This window comes from Streptococcus sp. 263_SSPC (assembly GCF_001071995.1).
GTDB lineage: Bacteria > Bacillota > Bacilli > Lactobacillales > Aerococcaceae > Granulicatella.
In genome coordinates this window covers 48,821-63,942 of the sequence record NZ_JVNU01000015.1, presented here as the reverse complement: position 1 = coordinate 63,942, position 15,122 = coordinate 48,821, and the positions used below count along the sequence as shown (strand labels likewise).

Here is a 15,122-nt window from a genome sequence, read left to right as displayed (position 1 = left end):
TCCTCATCATTGTACTGAGATTTCATTTATATGCAAAAATTTTAGTCGATTACTTCGTAAATACTTTCTGTATTCCAACGAACTTTTGGTTTAATCTCTTCATCTCTATAACCAAAAGCACACATAACAGAAACTCCAAATTCTGATGTATCCAGAACGCCTTTTTCTTCTAAATAAGCTTCTACTTTATCTTTATCGAATCCTTCGATTGGACATGAATCCATCCCCATTAGAACTGCCGCATTCATCATATTTGTCATTTGTATATACGTTTGTTTACTTGCCCAGTCAAAGAGTGAACGCTCATCATTCAGCTTGGCATCACTTTCTTGGAAACTCTTAATACGGTGGGCATATGCAGAATCGGGATCATAACTTCTATGTCTTACTTCTTGCATTAATTTTTCGATATAAGGAGTTTCATAGTTCACGCCTTTACGAGCTAGATATATCACAAAATGACTAGCACCATCAAGCATTGAAACAGCGCCCCAAGCCATTGATTTTAAATCTTGCTTCATTTCTTTGTTATTTAATAAAAGCATTTTCCAAGGTTCAAATCCAAGTGAAGAAGGAGCCAATCTACCTACTTCCACAAGTGCTGCCCAATCTTCATCAGAAATGCGACGAGCTGGATCAAATTTTTTAGTAGCATAACGTTGGTGTTGTAATGCAACGACTTCTTCTCTATTCATCATACAAGTCTCCTTAAGTGTAAAATTTACACACAATATATATCATTAGTTTAACAGTTTAGAAATAGAATAGCAATCCACCTAGGTAAATTAAAAGAGACTGAATTGCTTCAGTCTCATCTTTACTATTGAGGATTGTTTTCTGACGACTTGAACTTCACTTTCTTAATCTTGAAGTCGATATGTCGCTCCCTGATGGTTGCTTCAATATCATCAATCGAAATTTGTTTGTCATTTTCAATCTGAATGTTAATTTCGTATTTACCGCCGATATCTTTTACATCAACATTCGCAATTTGATATTGTTTTAAATCACAGTATTGATAAATATCATGAACGAGCGAGATATCACCTACCGTCCCATTGATGCTTGCTTGGTAGATTTGATGCTGTTTTGTAAAATCATGTGTTAGCCATTGGATTAACATAACGAACACGCTACATACGAGGCCAAAGAACCATAATCCTCCACCAATCGCCATACCGATACCGGAAGTCGCCCAAATACCAGCTGCAGTTGTTAGTCCACTAATTTTCTTGTCACGCATGAAGATAATTCCCCCACCGATGAAGGAAATACCACTAACGATTTGTGCTGCGACACGTGTTGAATCAAAGTCATGAGTATCAAGAAACGCTTCTTTGGAAATAATCATCATCAAGGCGGAAGTTAAACAAACAATCACATGAGTTTTAACACCGGCTTGTTTATTTCTGGCTTTTCGTTCGTATCCAATTAACAGTCCGCAAATACATGCGAGGATAATTGACGTAAAATGTCTTAACTCTAACATCGCGTCAAATGAACGCACAAAAATTTGATTCATACTCTTCCTCCTTTAAAAATGTACCTTTCTATTTTACGCATATTTCGATAGAAAGTCAACAAAAATGAAATCGTTTTCTAATCAAAATTATTCTACAAGCAAAAGAAAAAGAGACAGAAATCTGCCTCTTTACTCTCTATTGATATAAATATGAATAGTCTTTTAATCCGCCGATACGGTTAAGCGGCCATACTGTAAATACGGCTTTTCCTTCAATGGCAGACTTATCAATAAATCCAATCATTCGACTATCTTTTGAAACGCCTCGATTGTCTCCCATGACAAAGTATTTCCCTTCAGGAACCTTGTCCTCTCCAGTTAACTCTTTCAATGTAAAATCATCAATGAAGACTGTCTTCTTATCATTATTTGTGTTAATAAATGGTTGCTCCACTTCTTTTCCGTTAATATATAGAACACCATTTTTCACTTCAACCGTATCACCAGGCATTCCGATGACACGTTTGATATATTCTTTATCTTCGTCTGGAGCTTGCAATACAACCACGTCAAAACGGTTAATACCGCCAATTTTTGACATAATCATATGATCTCCATTATGAAGGGTTGGATACATCGATTGTCCACTAACTGTAAAAGGACGACCTACAAAGAAGTAAAGAATCGCCATGATGATACTTGCAACAGCAATAGACCAAATCCAACTAAGTATTTCTTCTAAAATCGGATGTTTTTTCTTAGGTTCATTCCCTTTATCCTTACGAGAGTTTAATCTCTCTTCAATGGAAGACAGGGTCGAATTTTCCACTTGGTTTTCTTCGTACATTCCCATCCTCCTTTATTATTGTAAAGCCTTCACAGCAGCTTTGTATTGAGTATCGTTTGCTTTCAATGCATCACGAATCGCACTCATTAATGCTGTACCAGTCTTCTCATCAACTTCACCAGTTTCAGATAAACCTTTTGATTTCTGGAATTCTTTTACAGCTTCAGTTGTTTTACTATCAAAATATCCATCCGCAGTAACGTCGTATCCTAACCCTTTAAGGATTGTTTCAATTGTTTTCACATTGTCAGACACAGCGCCTTCTTTTACAACTTCACGTGTGTCGATGATCGTGATGTTGTAATAATCTGGCATTGATACTTCTTCTGTTGGTTCGATACCTGTTTTATGAATCCATGTCTTGTTTGGTGTTAACCATTTTGCTATCGTGTATTTCAATTCAGCGTTATCGCCAACTTCAATTACAGATTGAACGGTACCTTTACCATAAGTCTTCTTACCGATTAATTTTGCATCTGCAGACTCTTTCAAGGCTGCGGCTAAAATTTCAGAAGCAGAAGCACTACCTTCATTTACAAGTAATACGTATGGTTCAGTAATCTTGAACGTACCATAGTCTTTAGAAGCTTTGTATGACTTGATTTGTCCATCACGATTTTCAACATTAAGAATAGTCTTACCTTCATCAACGAACATATTCGCAATCATAATCGCTTGATCTAATAAGCCACCAGGATTATAACGAACGTCGAAGATAAATTTCTTAACGCCTTTTTCGCGTAAATCTGTTACAGCTTTTTCAACTTCTTTTGCAGTGTTTTTAGCAAATGAGTTGATTTGAACGTGACCGATTGTCGCATCGGTTGAATCCACAGTTCCTTTAACCGTTTCAATAGCAATTTTAGCTCGAGTAATCTTCACTTCTAGCTCCTGTGTGCCACGTTGGATTGTTAGGGTTACATCTGTTCCAACTTCCCCACGGACTTTAGAAACAACATAAGAGATGCTCTTGCCTTCCATATCTTCACCATTCACTTTTAGAATAGCGTCATTTTCTTGAAGACCAATCTTTTGAGCTGGTGTCCCTTCACGAGTATTACTAATAATCACACGGTTATTTTCAGAACGTAATTCCGCACCGATTCCACCAAACGAACCTGTCATTGTTTCATCGATAGCAGCAGTTTCATCGTTCACTAAATAGTTCGTATATGGATCACCTGTCGCCTCTGCCATTCCTTTTAAGGCTCCGTTGATAAGATCTTCTTTGCTAATATTTTTATCAACATAACCGTTCACAAGTGTGTTATATACAAGTTCTAGTTTTTTTAATTCTTCATTTGTAAGTGTGTCACTTGATTTGGCAGTGTCACCATTTGAATCATTCTTTGTCTCAGATTGAGCAACTTGATTTTGTGAAGTTCGAGCAGCATAGCTCGTACCAAAATAAGTAAATACTCCCGTTAATAATACTGCTAAAAATAATATCCAAACGGAAACTTTTTTCGACTCAAGACCGTTTTGAACCGCACCTTGAGGTTTTGGATTATTTCCCATTCGGGTTCCTTCTTTCTACTTCAAAATTTATGCACGTACAGTTTCTAACGCGATTTCCATCATATCGTTAAATGTTTGTTCACGTTCTTGTGCAGTTGTTTCTTCACCTGTTAATAGGTGGTCACTAATTGTAAGAATTGCTAATGCTTCTTTTTTGTGTTGAGCCGCTAAAGCATATAATCCTGCAGCTTCCATTTCCACACAAAGCATTCCGTAATCCATTAATTTCTTCTTGTCTAATTCAGCGTTATAGAAACGATCAGATGACAATACGTTCCCAACGTGAACGCCAACACCACGGTCTTTTGCTAAATGATACGCTTTATCTAATAAGTTAAAGCTTGCGATTGGAGCAAAAGTTACTTGGTTTTGGAAAATGTTGTTGAAAATTGATGAATCTGTTGTAGCTCCTTGCGCTAAAACGATATCACGAACTTTAACATCTTCTTGCATACCTCCGGCAGAACCGATACGGATAATGCGTTCTGCGCCAAATTCAGTGAATAATTCATTGGCATAAATCATAATAGATGGAATCCCCATCCCACTACCTTGAACAGATACACGTTGACCTTTATACAAACCAGTGTAACCAAACATGTTACGGACTACATTGTATTGTTCTACTTCTGTTAAATATTGTTCAGCAATAAATTTTGCACGCAATGGATCTCCTGGCATTAAAACTGATTCAGCAACTTGGCCTTTTTTAGCATTAATATGAACACTCATTTTTTATTCTCCTTTTATGGGAAACCCCGTTATTGATATATGTACTATTCTACTATAAAACACAAGTAATGGGAACTTTAAACCGCTTATTTAAGCCTTTCTTAACAAGGAATGTACGTCCATTTCACAAAAAAGTCCTAAAAAGTGTGATGGACAAAAGATGATTTGCCTTTTATAATGAGAGTTATCGAAAGGAGCGTGTTGCGATGAAAGCATCTACTTTAAGAAAAGAACGAAAAGCTCAATCCATAAAATCTGAGATTATAGGTGAAGTGTTAAATGCCGTGACGCATGGTATCGGTGTTGCTCTAGCAATTACCGCTCTCGTATTACTTTTAATGAAAGCCGTAGCGGTAAATAATACCACACAAATTATAGCGTTTAGTGTTTACGGCGCGTCGCTAATTCTTTTATTTTTAGCTTCTACACTTTATCATAGCTTCAAGTTCACAAAGGCAGCAAAAGTTTTCCAACGAATCGATCACTCTTCGATTTACTTATTAATCGCTGGAACTTATACCCCATTTTGCTTGATTGGAATTGGAGGCCAACAAGGCTTCATCTTCTGTATTGCTATCTGGGTCTTCGCAATTGGGGGCGTCATCATTGAAGCCTTCTTCTTAGAGAAGTTCTCAAAAATATCTGTCTTTCTTTATTTAGCAATGGGTTGGGTATCCATTTTCACCTTGAAACCTTTATATGAAAGCATGGGCTGGGGCGGTATTTTATACCTCTTCCTTGGCGGATTAAGCTACTCTCTAGGAACAATTTTCTACAAGCGTAAATATCATAATTTCTATCATGTCGTTTGGCATCTCTTTGTACTAGCTGGAGCGATTTTTATGTTTCTAGCTGTATTCAAATATTTATAATTAAACGAAAAAAATCTCTTAGATTGCTCTAAGAGATTTTTTTCGTTTGCTTTCAATTAGCATTGAATGTCATTTTTACATGAACCAGTTTCAACATATTCTTTTAAGTTTTCAAAACTTGTTTCAACCATGTTTAATACTGCTTCATCAGTGTAACTACCCATGTGAGGTGTTAATAATACACGTGGGTATAATTCAACTAATTTACGAATAGCTGGATTTGCGATTTCTTGACCACGTAAGTCTTTGAAGAATACTTCGCTTTCTCCTTCTAATACGTCTAAACCAACACCACGTAAGTGACCAGATTCTAAAGCTTCGATAATAGCATCGATATCTTGTAATTCACCACGAGCAGTGTTTACTAAGATAGCACCTGGTTTCATTTTGCTGATGAATTCTTTAGTGATTACTTTTCCGTTTGCTGGAATGTATGGAGCGTGAATTGAAATCACGTCTGATTTAGCTAATAACTCATCTAAAGGTACTTGAGTACAGATGTGGTCAACGCCTTCTTTAGGGAAAGCATCGTAAGCTAATACGTTAGCGCCTAAACCTTTGAATAATGTTGCAGTTGTTAAACCGATACGTCCGATACCAACAACCCCAACAGTACAGTTACGGATTTCTTTAGCAAACATTTGAGTGTCTACAGTGAAATCTTGTTGGCTTGTTTTTGCTGCAGTGTAAGCAACGTTACGTAATAATGTCATTGCTAATGTTACAGCTAATTCACTAATTGCGTTTGGAGAATAGAAAGGAACGTAACCTAATTTCATTCCTAATGATTTTGCGTATTCAGCATCGATGTGGTTTACACCAACAGTACGAGTTAATACGTACTCTACTCCTAATTCTTTGTAGATATCTAAAGTTTCTTTGTTCGCCCAGCAGTTACCACGTAAGATAACAGCTTTGAAACCTTCTGCTTTGCGAGCAGTTTCTTCAGAATTTAAGTATTCTGGAATACATGTTAATTCGTATCCAAATTTTTTGTTTACTTGTTCGAAAATTGGTAATTCAACTTCACGAACACCATATGCTAAAACTTTCATTTTATATCCTCCATTTTATATAAATTGAAAAGTAGACCGAAAATCGATCTACTTTTATTGTTTTATCCTACACCAGGGAAAATAACAGATCCAACAACAATCCAGAAGACAATTGCGAATACTGCTAATACAGTTCCTAGTAATGAAGCATTACTTGCTAGTGCTGCTTCTTTATCGTATTTGATAGCGTAAGCCACTGCAACTGTTGCTGGTGGTGTAGCTAACATAATAAGAATACCTTTTGAAGCTTCAGGAGCCATTGGTAAGAATGGGCTAACTGCGAAGATCACTGCAACGAATACTGCAGGAACTAAGATTAATTTAACAACACTGTAGTACCAAACCATCTTATCTTTAACGGCTTCACCTAAAGAAATGTTTCCTAAAGTGATACCGATTGCTAACCATGCAAGTGGTGAGCTTAAGTCAGCTAAGTAAGTAATAGCTTTGAATAACCATGGAGCTGTCTTATCGATACGTAAGAAAGCGTACATAACTTCTTTAGTTTCTTCACCAACTTTTACTTGTACAGCAACTTGTGGTAATGAAGCTTGGAAGATCCAGATTAATAATCCAGCAAATGTTGCGATAACGATGATGTTACCGAAAATCATTTTTAAGTTTTTCTTCTCGAATTTTAATCCGCTCATACGAATTAAACCGTAAGAGTATAAGAATACACGGTAAGCTAGGTTAAAGATGTTCGCATATAAAGTACCAGTCGCTCCTAACAATCCGTTAATGATTGGAATACCGAAGAAAGTTGTAGAACCGAAAGTTGTTAATACTGATAAAGTAGTTTTACGGTCACCTTTCTCCTTAATAAAGAATAATTCTCCTAAAAGAATTAAAATGACATAAGCGATAAAACCAAAAATAAATACGTTTAAACCAGTTGTGAATGTTTTGTCGTTAATGTCAACCATGAAGGCTTTGAACGCTAACGCAGGAATCGCAACTGAAAGTAAAACGTTAGATAAGACTTTACCACTGTTTGCATCAACAATATTTTTCTTACGGATGATGTAACCCACTAAGATAATTGAAATTGTTGAGAAGATAGCAGACACAAATGTTGGTGCTGTTAAGATCTTAACGATATTTTCCATTGGATAGATATCCCCTTTTCTTATATTTTATTTTTTTGCATTTAAAATGCCATAAGATATGATACCACATTCTTTAAGAAATGTTTAACAATATCCCCTGTTTTCAAAAAATTTCATTTTTATTTTCATCAATCAAAAACGATTGGAAAACGTTATTTCCAAGAAACTTCCCTTGGTGAGTTAGAACGTACCCATCAGAAGTAGTTGTGAGCAATTCCTCTTCAATTAGTTCTTGAATAACTTCTCCGTAGATTTCATCCATAGAATTTCCAAATCTTTCCATAAATTCCTTCTTTGAAACACCTGAAAACTTTCTTAACCCTAAGAACATAAATTCCTCAATCAGTTGTTTTTTTGTTAACAAAGTCTCTGAAAAAATAGGCAATTTTTCATCTCTTAACGGAGTCAGATAATGTTGAATAGGTCCATTATTTTGGTAACGAACTCCATTCACATACCCATGAGCACCCGCACCAAAAGCAAAGTACTCATCCGCCTTCCAGTAATGGAGATTATGTCTTGATTCATATCCAGGAAGTGCATAATTACTAATCTCATAATGATGACGACCGAAATCCTCCATCGTCTTCATCGCCAGTTCAAACATATCAGCCTCTTCATCCTGACTCGGCAAAGGAAGTTTCCCTTGTCTCATCAAATTATAGAAAACCGTCTTCTGTTCCAAAATAAGCGAGTATATGGAATAATGAGGCAAGTCTAGCGCCATCGCCATCTTTAGACTTTCTTCGAAATCAGCAATGGTCTGTTTTGGAAGTCTAAAAATCAAGTCGATACTCATATTCTCAAATCCGACTTGTCTTGCGTTCTCGATAGTACGAATTGCCGTTTCTTTTGTATGCTTACGACCAATGGCTTTCAGTAAATCGTTATTGAAGGTTTGGACTCCCATGCTGAGACGATTCACGCCGCCTTCCTTCATTACAGAAAGAAGTTCAGGTGTGCCATCATCTGGATTGAGTTCCATTGTAAACTCTGCCCCTTTTTGAAGCGGTAAATGTTGATGAATGCCATCTAACAAACGTTCCATTTGGTGTGGATTCAATGAAGACGGTGTCCCACCACCAACATATAATGTTTCCAGTGGTGCAATTTTATATTTTTGCCCAGTCAATTCCATTTCCTTGATAAGTAATTCAATATACTCATCGACTGGTTGTCCTTCAATAAAGACTTTATTAAAATCGCAGTAATAACAAATATGCGAACAAAAAGGGATATGAATATAGGCTGCTTTAGTAAACATTATTCATATCCCTCCTTTCTAAAAAATGGTTCCTTCTTGAACCTTAATATCTTCATCGTTTAAATAATCACGGATTGTCTCAATCGCGATTTGTAAAGCTCTTGTGCTCTCTTCAAGCGGTAGAGACGGTTTATCCGTCGTTTGTTCTGGAATAAACGGAATATGCATAAATCCTGCTTTAAAAGGCTTATCGGCCTTTGTTGCAGCAAATAATGATTGATACATGATGTGATTACATACAAATGTCCCAGCGGAATTGGAAACTTCCGCCGAAATTCCTGCTTCACGGATTGCTTTTACAATTCGTTTGATTGGTAAAGTTGTAAAGTACGCAGCTTCACCTTCAGTTTGAATCGTTTCATCAATCGGTTGTTGACTAATATTGTCTGGAATTCTCGCATCATCGACATTTATCGCAATACGTTCCATTGTAATCCCAGGTCTTCCCCCTGCTTGACCAACGCTCAATACTGCGTCTGGTTTCACATCATTAATGACTTCATTTAAACGCTTTGCTGATTCCTTGAATACAGTCGGTAATTCTAAACGAATGAGTTCTACTCCTTCAATTTCTGGGAGAGCCTTCACACATTCAATCGATGGATTAATCGTTTCCCCTCCGAAAGGGTCAAATCCCGTCACAATAATTTTCATAATATCCCTCTATTTCGGTTTATTATTTCTTAACGCTTCAACCTTTAATGGATCTGGCGTGATATACGTATTTTGCTGACCTTCGTAGACTACAAAACCTGGTTTGGCACCGTTTGGTTTACGAATTTTTGAAACTTGAACATAATCCACTGGAACCGTTCCAGAAAGACGATATTTTGAGTAGTATGCAGCAAGCATCGCGCCTTCACCAATCGTTTCTTCCGCTGGATTACTAGATTCAATAATCACGTGAGACCCTGGAATATTTTGCGCATGAAGCCATAAGTATTCCTTCTTCGCTTGTCGAAGTGTTAATTGGTCGTTTTGTAAGTTGTTTCGTCCAACCAAGATTCGTGTGCCGTCTGTTGCATAAAACACATGTGGTTTCGCGCCACCTTGTTTCTTAATACCTTTTTTCAACGCAGAACGTTTTAAGTAGCCACTTTCAACAAGTTCTTCACGAATGGCTTCTAAGTTAAATACATCCGCTTCTTCGATTTGATAAATAACACTCTCGAGGTAGTCCATTTCATTCTTCGTTGCTTCTTGTTGCTCGTGAATATGAGCGACTGCATTTCTAAGTTTTTGATATTTTTTAAAATACGCCTGCGCATTTTGAGAAGCCGTTAATAATGGATTTAATGGAATCGTCACTTCTTCATAGTCCTCGTAGAAGTTTTGAACCGTTACACTACTTGCACCTTTTTCAATTTGGTGTTGATACGTATTAATTAAATCACCGTAAACACGATAATGATCTGCATCTTCAGTTCTGGCTAAATCTTCATCGAGTTTTACCATCTTCTCACGGTTCTTTCGAAGTTCAGATTTCAACATTTGCAATAGGTGTCCTGCTAATTGCTGAATCTTCTCTTCTTGAATCTTCTGTACATAGTATGCACTTAGTAATTCAGATAGACTCTCAAAGCTTTGGGATTCACCCGTCTTACTTAAATATGGAAATGGTAAGAAGTACGTCTTCCCATCCTCTGCCTTTGTAAGTGTAGGCTGAATTGCCGTATTGCCTTCTTCGAGATAGTGATGTAAGGCTTCTGCTAAGCTTTGACCCTCTCTTTCACTACGTTCCACAATTTCATGAGCGGATTGCTTACTAATCCCTTGAAAGACATTCATTAATGTTCTCTCTCCTGGTTCTCCAATAAATGGATGAAGTAAACTGTCTAATTCAAATAGCGAATAGTCAAAAGGATTCTTCTTCTGCGTTTGAGGTGGCATCACATAGCTTGCACCTGGTTGTAAGGTGCGATAACTGTTTTGACCAAGAGAGACACGTTTCACACAATCGATAATCGTGTTATCTTCTTGATTGACTAAAAACAAATTACTATGTCGTCCCATAATCTCGATTGTGAAACGATATCCAGCCTTATCCCCAAGTTCATCACGCGTTGAAACGTCCATATGTAGAATACGGTCATTTTCTACTTGAGTGAATGATTGGATAATAGATCCTTCTAAATACTTACGAAGAATCATACAAAAGTTAGGAGCAACTTCTGGATTCTCTGGTTTCTCAGAAATAAATTGTACACGAGCCATCATTGGGTGTGCCGAACAAACAAGTAAGTAGTTCTTACGGTTGGCACGAATGGTGAATTGTACATCGTATGGTAATGGTTGATGAATCTTTGTAATACGTCCTCCAACTAATTGAGGCGCCACTTCGTCCATCATCCATTTGGTGAAAATACCATCAAATGTCATGAACTCACTCCTTTCTTTTTACTGTTAAAAATTATAGCGCTGCTAAACGAGCGATTTCGATAATTACTTGTGTTGCTTTTTCCATTGATTCCACAGCAACATATTCATAGCGTCCATGCATGTTTTCGCCACCAGCAAAAATATTTGGAGTTGGTAATCCCATGAATGAAATCTTAGAACCATCTGTACCACCACGAATTGGTTTAATAATTGGAACGATGTCTAAGTTTTCTAACGCTTGTTTTGCCACATCTACACAACGGAAATCTTTTTCAATGATTTCAGCCATGTTGTAGTACTCGTCGTGTAAATCAACAGTAATACGGTCTGTATCTAATTCTTTATTCATACGAGTCGCAATGCGTAGCATCATGTCTTTTTTCGCATTGAATAATTCACGGCTGTGGTCACGTAAGATGTACACTAATTTAGCTTCTTCCACAACACCTTCCGCTGCTACTAAGTGGTAGAATCCTTCACGTCCTGTTGTGTGTTCAGGAACTTCGAACTCTGGAAGTGCGTTTTGGAACTTACGAGCTAATTCAAGTGCACTTACCATTGTATCTTTAGCAGTTCCCGGGTGAACGTTCTTTCCTTGAATACGAACTGTAGCGCGGCAAGCGTTGAAGCTTTCATATTCTAATTCACCAACTGGTCCACCATCCATTGTATAAGCAAAATCACATGCAAATTGTTCCACATCGAATAAATCAGCACCGCGTCCGATTTCTTCGTCTGGACCAAATGCTACACGAATTTTTCCGTGTTTAATTTCTGGATGTTGTAATAAATAAGCACCTGCTGTAACGATTTCTGTCACACCAGATTTGTCGTCAGCACCTAATAATGTTTTACCATTTGTTGTGATTAATGTTTGTCCAACATAGTTCTTTAAGTTCGGGAAGTCTTTAGGGTCTAATACGAATTTTCCTTCTTCGTCTAGGACAATTGCTTCACCGTTATAGTTTTCATGGATTTGAGGTTGAATATTTCTAGCTTCAAAGTCCGCTGTATCCACGTGAGCAATGAATCCAATCGTTGGCACTTCATGGTCAACATTTGATGGGATTGTTGCTGTTAGGAAGCTGTTTTTAGGATTTAAATAAACTTCTTGGAATCCTAATTCATTTAATTCTTGCTCTAAATCTTTTAAAAACGCTGTTTGAGAAGGCGTTGTTGGGACTGTTTGACTTGTTTCGTCAGATCTTGTTTCTTTCTTTACGTAACGAATAAAACGTTCTGTTAATTCTTTATGCATTTTCTTCACCTGCTTTATAAAATTCAAATGGATCTGTAAAAGTTTCACTTTCAATCACTGTTACATCCCAATTGTTTTCTTCTTTCCATTCACGAGCCCATTTGGCTAATTGTTTTCGACATATAACTTCAATATGATGACCAGCATCCACTAGGAATAATGAAGTTTCTTGAATATCATGGGCTGTATGGTAGAAAATATCACCTGTTACAAAGGCATCCGCTCCGTTTCTGAGCGCATCCATGTAATAATTTCCGCCTGAGCCACCCATTACAGCGACTCTTGAAATGAGGCCTTCTGGGTTCACACGAGATGGAACATAACGTAAGCCTTTTAGGTTAAATCGCTCAGTAACAAAAGCGATAAATTCATCCCCAGTCATTGCTTTTGGAAGATTTCCAACGCGACCAAATCCTAAAGTCTTTCCAGAATTCTTCAATGAGAAAACGTCGATTGCTGGCTCTTCATAAGGATGTGCTTCTCTTAAGGCGCGTAAAACATCACTTAACACCTCTTCAGAGCATACAACTTCTAGTTTGACTTCTTCTACAAATTCTGGTTTATTTAACGATCCGATTGCAGGCTTGGCCCCTTCGACGGGTGTAAATTGTCCTACGCCAGAACTTTGGAACGCACAGTCTTTATAGTTGTCACCGATAGTTCCAGCTCCCGCTTCAAACATCGCTTCTAAAACTTTATCAGCATCATTTTTAGGGACAAAAGTAATCACCTTGACAGATGGAATTGTAGTTGTTGGAGACATCACTGTTACATCAGATAATAGCAATTCATCTGCCAACCAATCATTCACACCGCCTTCAACGACATCAAGGTTGGTATGTGCAGCGTACACCGCAATATCATGCTTCAGAATTTGTTGGAACATTTTATTTTGCGGAACGGTTAAATCAAATAACGCAACTGGCCTAAAAATTGGTGGATGATGCGCGATAATTAAATCAACGTTTTTAGAAATGGCTTCTTCGATGACACTTGGACGAATATCGAGCGTCGTCATAATCACTTTAACTTCTTGATTCCAATCTCCAAAATGAAGTCCAATGGGATCTTTTGGAACCGAAAGACTCTTTGGCACTCGTTTTTCAAAACGACTTACCACATCTCTAACTGTTGGCACGATCAATCACTCCTTGCAATTCATTAAACGCTTTTTCAAACTGCTCAATTTTTTCATGTTGAGGCGTCTTACTCTTTTGTAATTGTTCCAAAATCTCTTTGTTCTTACGGTTTGTTCGTTTCCATTTTGCAACACATAATTCAGATGGTTGTTTCAATAAAACCGGACCGTATTTTAATTCGAGTTCTGTGTATTCTACACGTTCATTTACTGGTTCAGCGACAATAATTTCATATAGGCGATGGTTATCTTCAACGACCGTCTCATGAGTAATACGATATGAATGCTTCATTAACCATTCACGTACAAAATGCTCCGCAACGTTTGGTTGAAGAATGAGACGTTCTTTGCCGTTTAAATGACCGCCAGTGTATCCAGCTTCTAGGATTCGAGAAATGAGCTCTCCGCCCATCCCACAAATCGTAACAGCAGTAATCTCATCTTCTTTTGAAAGAATTTGCAATCCGTCCCCAAAGCGAACTTCAATGCGGTCTTCCATTCGATAATCACGAACTGTTTGCTTCGCTGATAAGAACGGTCCTTCAACTACTTCACCCGCAATCGCTGAAGTAATCTGATTATTTTGAATTAAATACACTGGTAAATACGCATGGTCACTACCAACATCGCATACCTTTGAACCGTTTGGAACAAAACTAGCAACACGAGTTAATCGTTCTCCTAATTCAATCATTTTATACCTCTACATTCTTTTTCATTACGAAATAAATAACACTTTCACACCGATACTCTTCAAATAAGCTACGGTTTCAGGGTCAGCGGTATGGTCTGTAATTAAATGAGTAATCATATTACAATCCGCTGTATGAAAGTTTGAATCACGACCCACTTTAAACCCTTCCGTTACAATGATGCGGTGCCCTGTTGTACGTTCTAAAATCACACGGTTCACTGCCGTCTCTGGCAGTGCATACGTTGAAATCCCGTTTTTACTAATTCCTCCAACACCTAGGAAACAAATGTCTGCACGCGCTTTTGAGAATGAGTTAATCGCAAAATCCCCAACAAGAGATTTTTTCTGTTCGAAAATTTCTCCACCACTAATCACGATTGACGCTTTCGTAGACGGCTTTTTGAAGATGGAACGACCATTATTCGTTAAGATTGTAACGTTGGCATCCGCTAGAAAATTTAATAACAAAAAGGCAGTAGAGCCTGAGTTAATAAAGACCATATTATGATCTCTTACTAATCCCGCGGCTCTTCTTGCGATGTTTTTCTTCATGGAATTATATTGAATTTGATCCACGTTTTCTTGTTTAATTTTTCCAGCAAGGTAGCGTGCGCCTCCGTAGAAGCGCTCGATAACTCCTTGGTCTTCAAATTGTTGTAAATCTCTTCGAATGGTGATTTCAGAAACTTCTAACTCTTTCGATAAGTCTTCAACAGACATCTCATGGTTTTCTTGTAAAAGCTGAAGGATACGTTGTTGTCGTTTAAACACAACCCCTTTACTACTCTTCAAAG

At 37.5% G+C, this 15,122-nt stretch carries 15 protein-coding genes; 1 reads left to right on the top strand and 14 read right to left on the bottom strand.

Translation table 11 applies throughout. The annotated features are described in order from the left end of the window. Nucleotides 1–41: 41 nt before the first annotated feature. The 5 genes from ADH02_RS01250 to deoD all read right to left on the bottom strand — a co-directional run bounded on the left by ADH02_RS01250 (nucleotide 42) and on the right by deoD (nucleotide 4,559). On the bottom strand, nucleotides 42–698 hold the full coding sequence (locus tag ADH02_RS01250; RefSeq protein WP_208451446.1) for an NAD(P)H-dependent oxidoreductase: 657 nt from the start codon (nucleotides 696–698) through the stop codon (nucleotides 42–44). 122 nt (nucleotides 699–820) lie between these two features. After that, on the bottom strand, nucleotides 821–1,522 hold the full coding sequence (locus ADH02_RS01245) for an MgtC/SapB family protein (RefSeq protein WP_048781930.1): 702 nt from the start codon (nucleotides 1,520–1,522) through the stop codon (nucleotides 821–823). A 136-nt stretch (nucleotides 1,523–1,658) separates the two neighbouring features. After that, on the bottom strand, nucleotides 1,659–2,309 hold the full coding sequence (gene lepB, locus ADH02_RS01240; RefSeq protein WP_048781928.1) for a signal peptidase I: 651 nt from the start codon (nucleotides 2,307–2,309) through the stop codon (nucleotides 1,659–1,661). 15 nt (nucleotides 2,310–2,324) lie between these two features. Beyond that, complete coding sequence (locus ADH02_RS01235) at nucleotides 2,325–3,827, bottom strand: S41 family peptidase (protein WP_048781926.1); 1,503 nt, start codon at nucleotides 3,825–3,827, stop codon at nucleotides 2,325–2,327. Nucleotides 3,828–3,854: 27 nt separating this feature from the next. Beyond that, nucleotides 3,855–4,559 carry a purine-nucleoside phosphorylase gene (deoD, locus tag ADH02_RS01230; RefSeq protein WP_048781923.1) on the bottom strand — a complete coding sequence of 235 codons (705 nt, stop codon included), beginning with the start codon at nucleotides 4,557–4,559 and terminating at the stop codon, nucleotides 3,855–3,857. Between the two features lie 206 nt (nucleotides 4,560–4,765). Between deoD and trhA the strand changes: the two genes are divergently transcribed. Continuing rightward, nucleotides 4,766–5,431: a PAQR family membrane homeostasis protein TrhA gene (gene trhA, locus ADH02_RS01225; RefSeq protein ID WP_048781921.1), complete on the top strand. Its 666-nt coding sequence runs from the start codon at nucleotides 4,766–4,768 to the stop codon at nucleotides 5,429–5,431. Nucleotides 5,432–5,487: 56 nt separating this feature from the next. Here the strand turns inward: trhA and ADH02_RS01220 are convergent, their stop codons facing one another. The 9 genes from ADH02_RS01220 to ADH02_RS01180 form a co-directional block, all read right to left on the bottom strand. Continuing rightward, nucleotides 5,488–6,486 carry a 2-hydroxyacid dehydrogenase gene (locus ADH02_RS01220; RefSeq protein ID WP_048781918.1) on the bottom strand — a complete coding sequence of 333 codons (999 nt, stop codon included), beginning with the start codon at nucleotides 6,484–6,486 and terminating at the stop codon, nucleotides 5,488–5,490. 62 nt (nucleotides 6,487–6,548) lie between these two features. Beyond that, nucleotides 6,549–7,595, bottom strand: coding sequence for an AEC family transporter (locus ADH02_RS01215; protein ID WP_048781916.1), 1,047 nt, complete (start codon nucleotides 7,593–7,595; stop codon nucleotides 6,549–6,551). A gap of 103 nt (nucleotides 7,596–7,698) precedes the next feature. Next, nucleotides 7,699–8,859 carry a radical SAM family heme chaperone HemW gene (gene hemW / locus ADH02_RS01210; protein WP_048781914.1) on the bottom strand — a complete coding sequence of 387 codons (1,161 nt, stop codon included), beginning with the start codon at nucleotides 8,857–8,859 and terminating at the stop codon, nucleotides 7,699–7,701. A gap of 18 nt (nucleotides 8,860–8,877) precedes the next feature. Then, nucleotides 8,878–9,513 (bottom strand): pyroglutamyl-peptidase I, encoded by a 636-nt coding sequence (gene pcp / locus ADH02_RS01205; RefSeq protein WP_048711397.1) that lies wholly within the window; start codon nucleotides 9,511–9,513, stop codon nucleotides 8,878–8,880. A 9-nt stretch (nucleotides 9,514–9,522) separates the two neighbouring features. Then, complete coding sequence (locus ADH02_RS01200) at nucleotides 9,523–11,238, bottom strand: Rqc2 family fibronectin-binding protein (protein WP_048781912.1); 1,716 nt, start codon at nucleotides 11,236–11,238, stop codon at nucleotides 9,523–9,525. Between the two features lie 31 nt (nucleotides 11,239–11,269). After that, nucleotides 11,270–12,496, bottom strand: a complete 1,227-nt coding sequence (gene pepT, locus ADH02_RS01195; RefSeq protein ID WP_048781911.1) for a peptidase T — start codon at nucleotides 12,494–12,496, stop codon at nucleotides 11,270–11,272. After that, complete coding sequence (locus ADH02_RS01190; protein ID WP_048781909.1) at nucleotides 12,489–13,634, bottom strand: Nif3-like dinuclear metal center hexameric protein; 1,146 nt, start codon at nucleotides 13,632–13,634, stop codon at nucleotides 12,489–12,491. Before ADH02_RS01190 ends, pepT begins: the two co-directional genes overlap by 8 nt. After that, nucleotides 13,621–14,328: a tRNA (adenine(22)-N(1))-methyltransferase gene (locus ADH02_RS01185; protein ID WP_048781907.1), complete on the bottom strand. Its 708-nt coding sequence runs from the start codon at nucleotides 14,326–14,328 to the stop codon at nucleotides 13,621–13,623. Before ADH02_RS01185 ends, ADH02_RS01190 begins: the two co-directional genes overlap by 14 nt. Nucleotides 14,329–14,352: 24 nt before the next feature. Next, nucleotides 14,353–15,120, bottom strand: a complete 768-nt coding sequence (locus ADH02_RS01180; RefSeq protein ID WP_048781905.1) for a DeoR/GlpR family DNA-binding transcription regulator — start codon at nucleotides 15,118–15,120, stop codon at nucleotides 14,353–14,355. Between the last annotated feature and the right edge of the window lie 2 nt (nucleotides 15,121–15,122).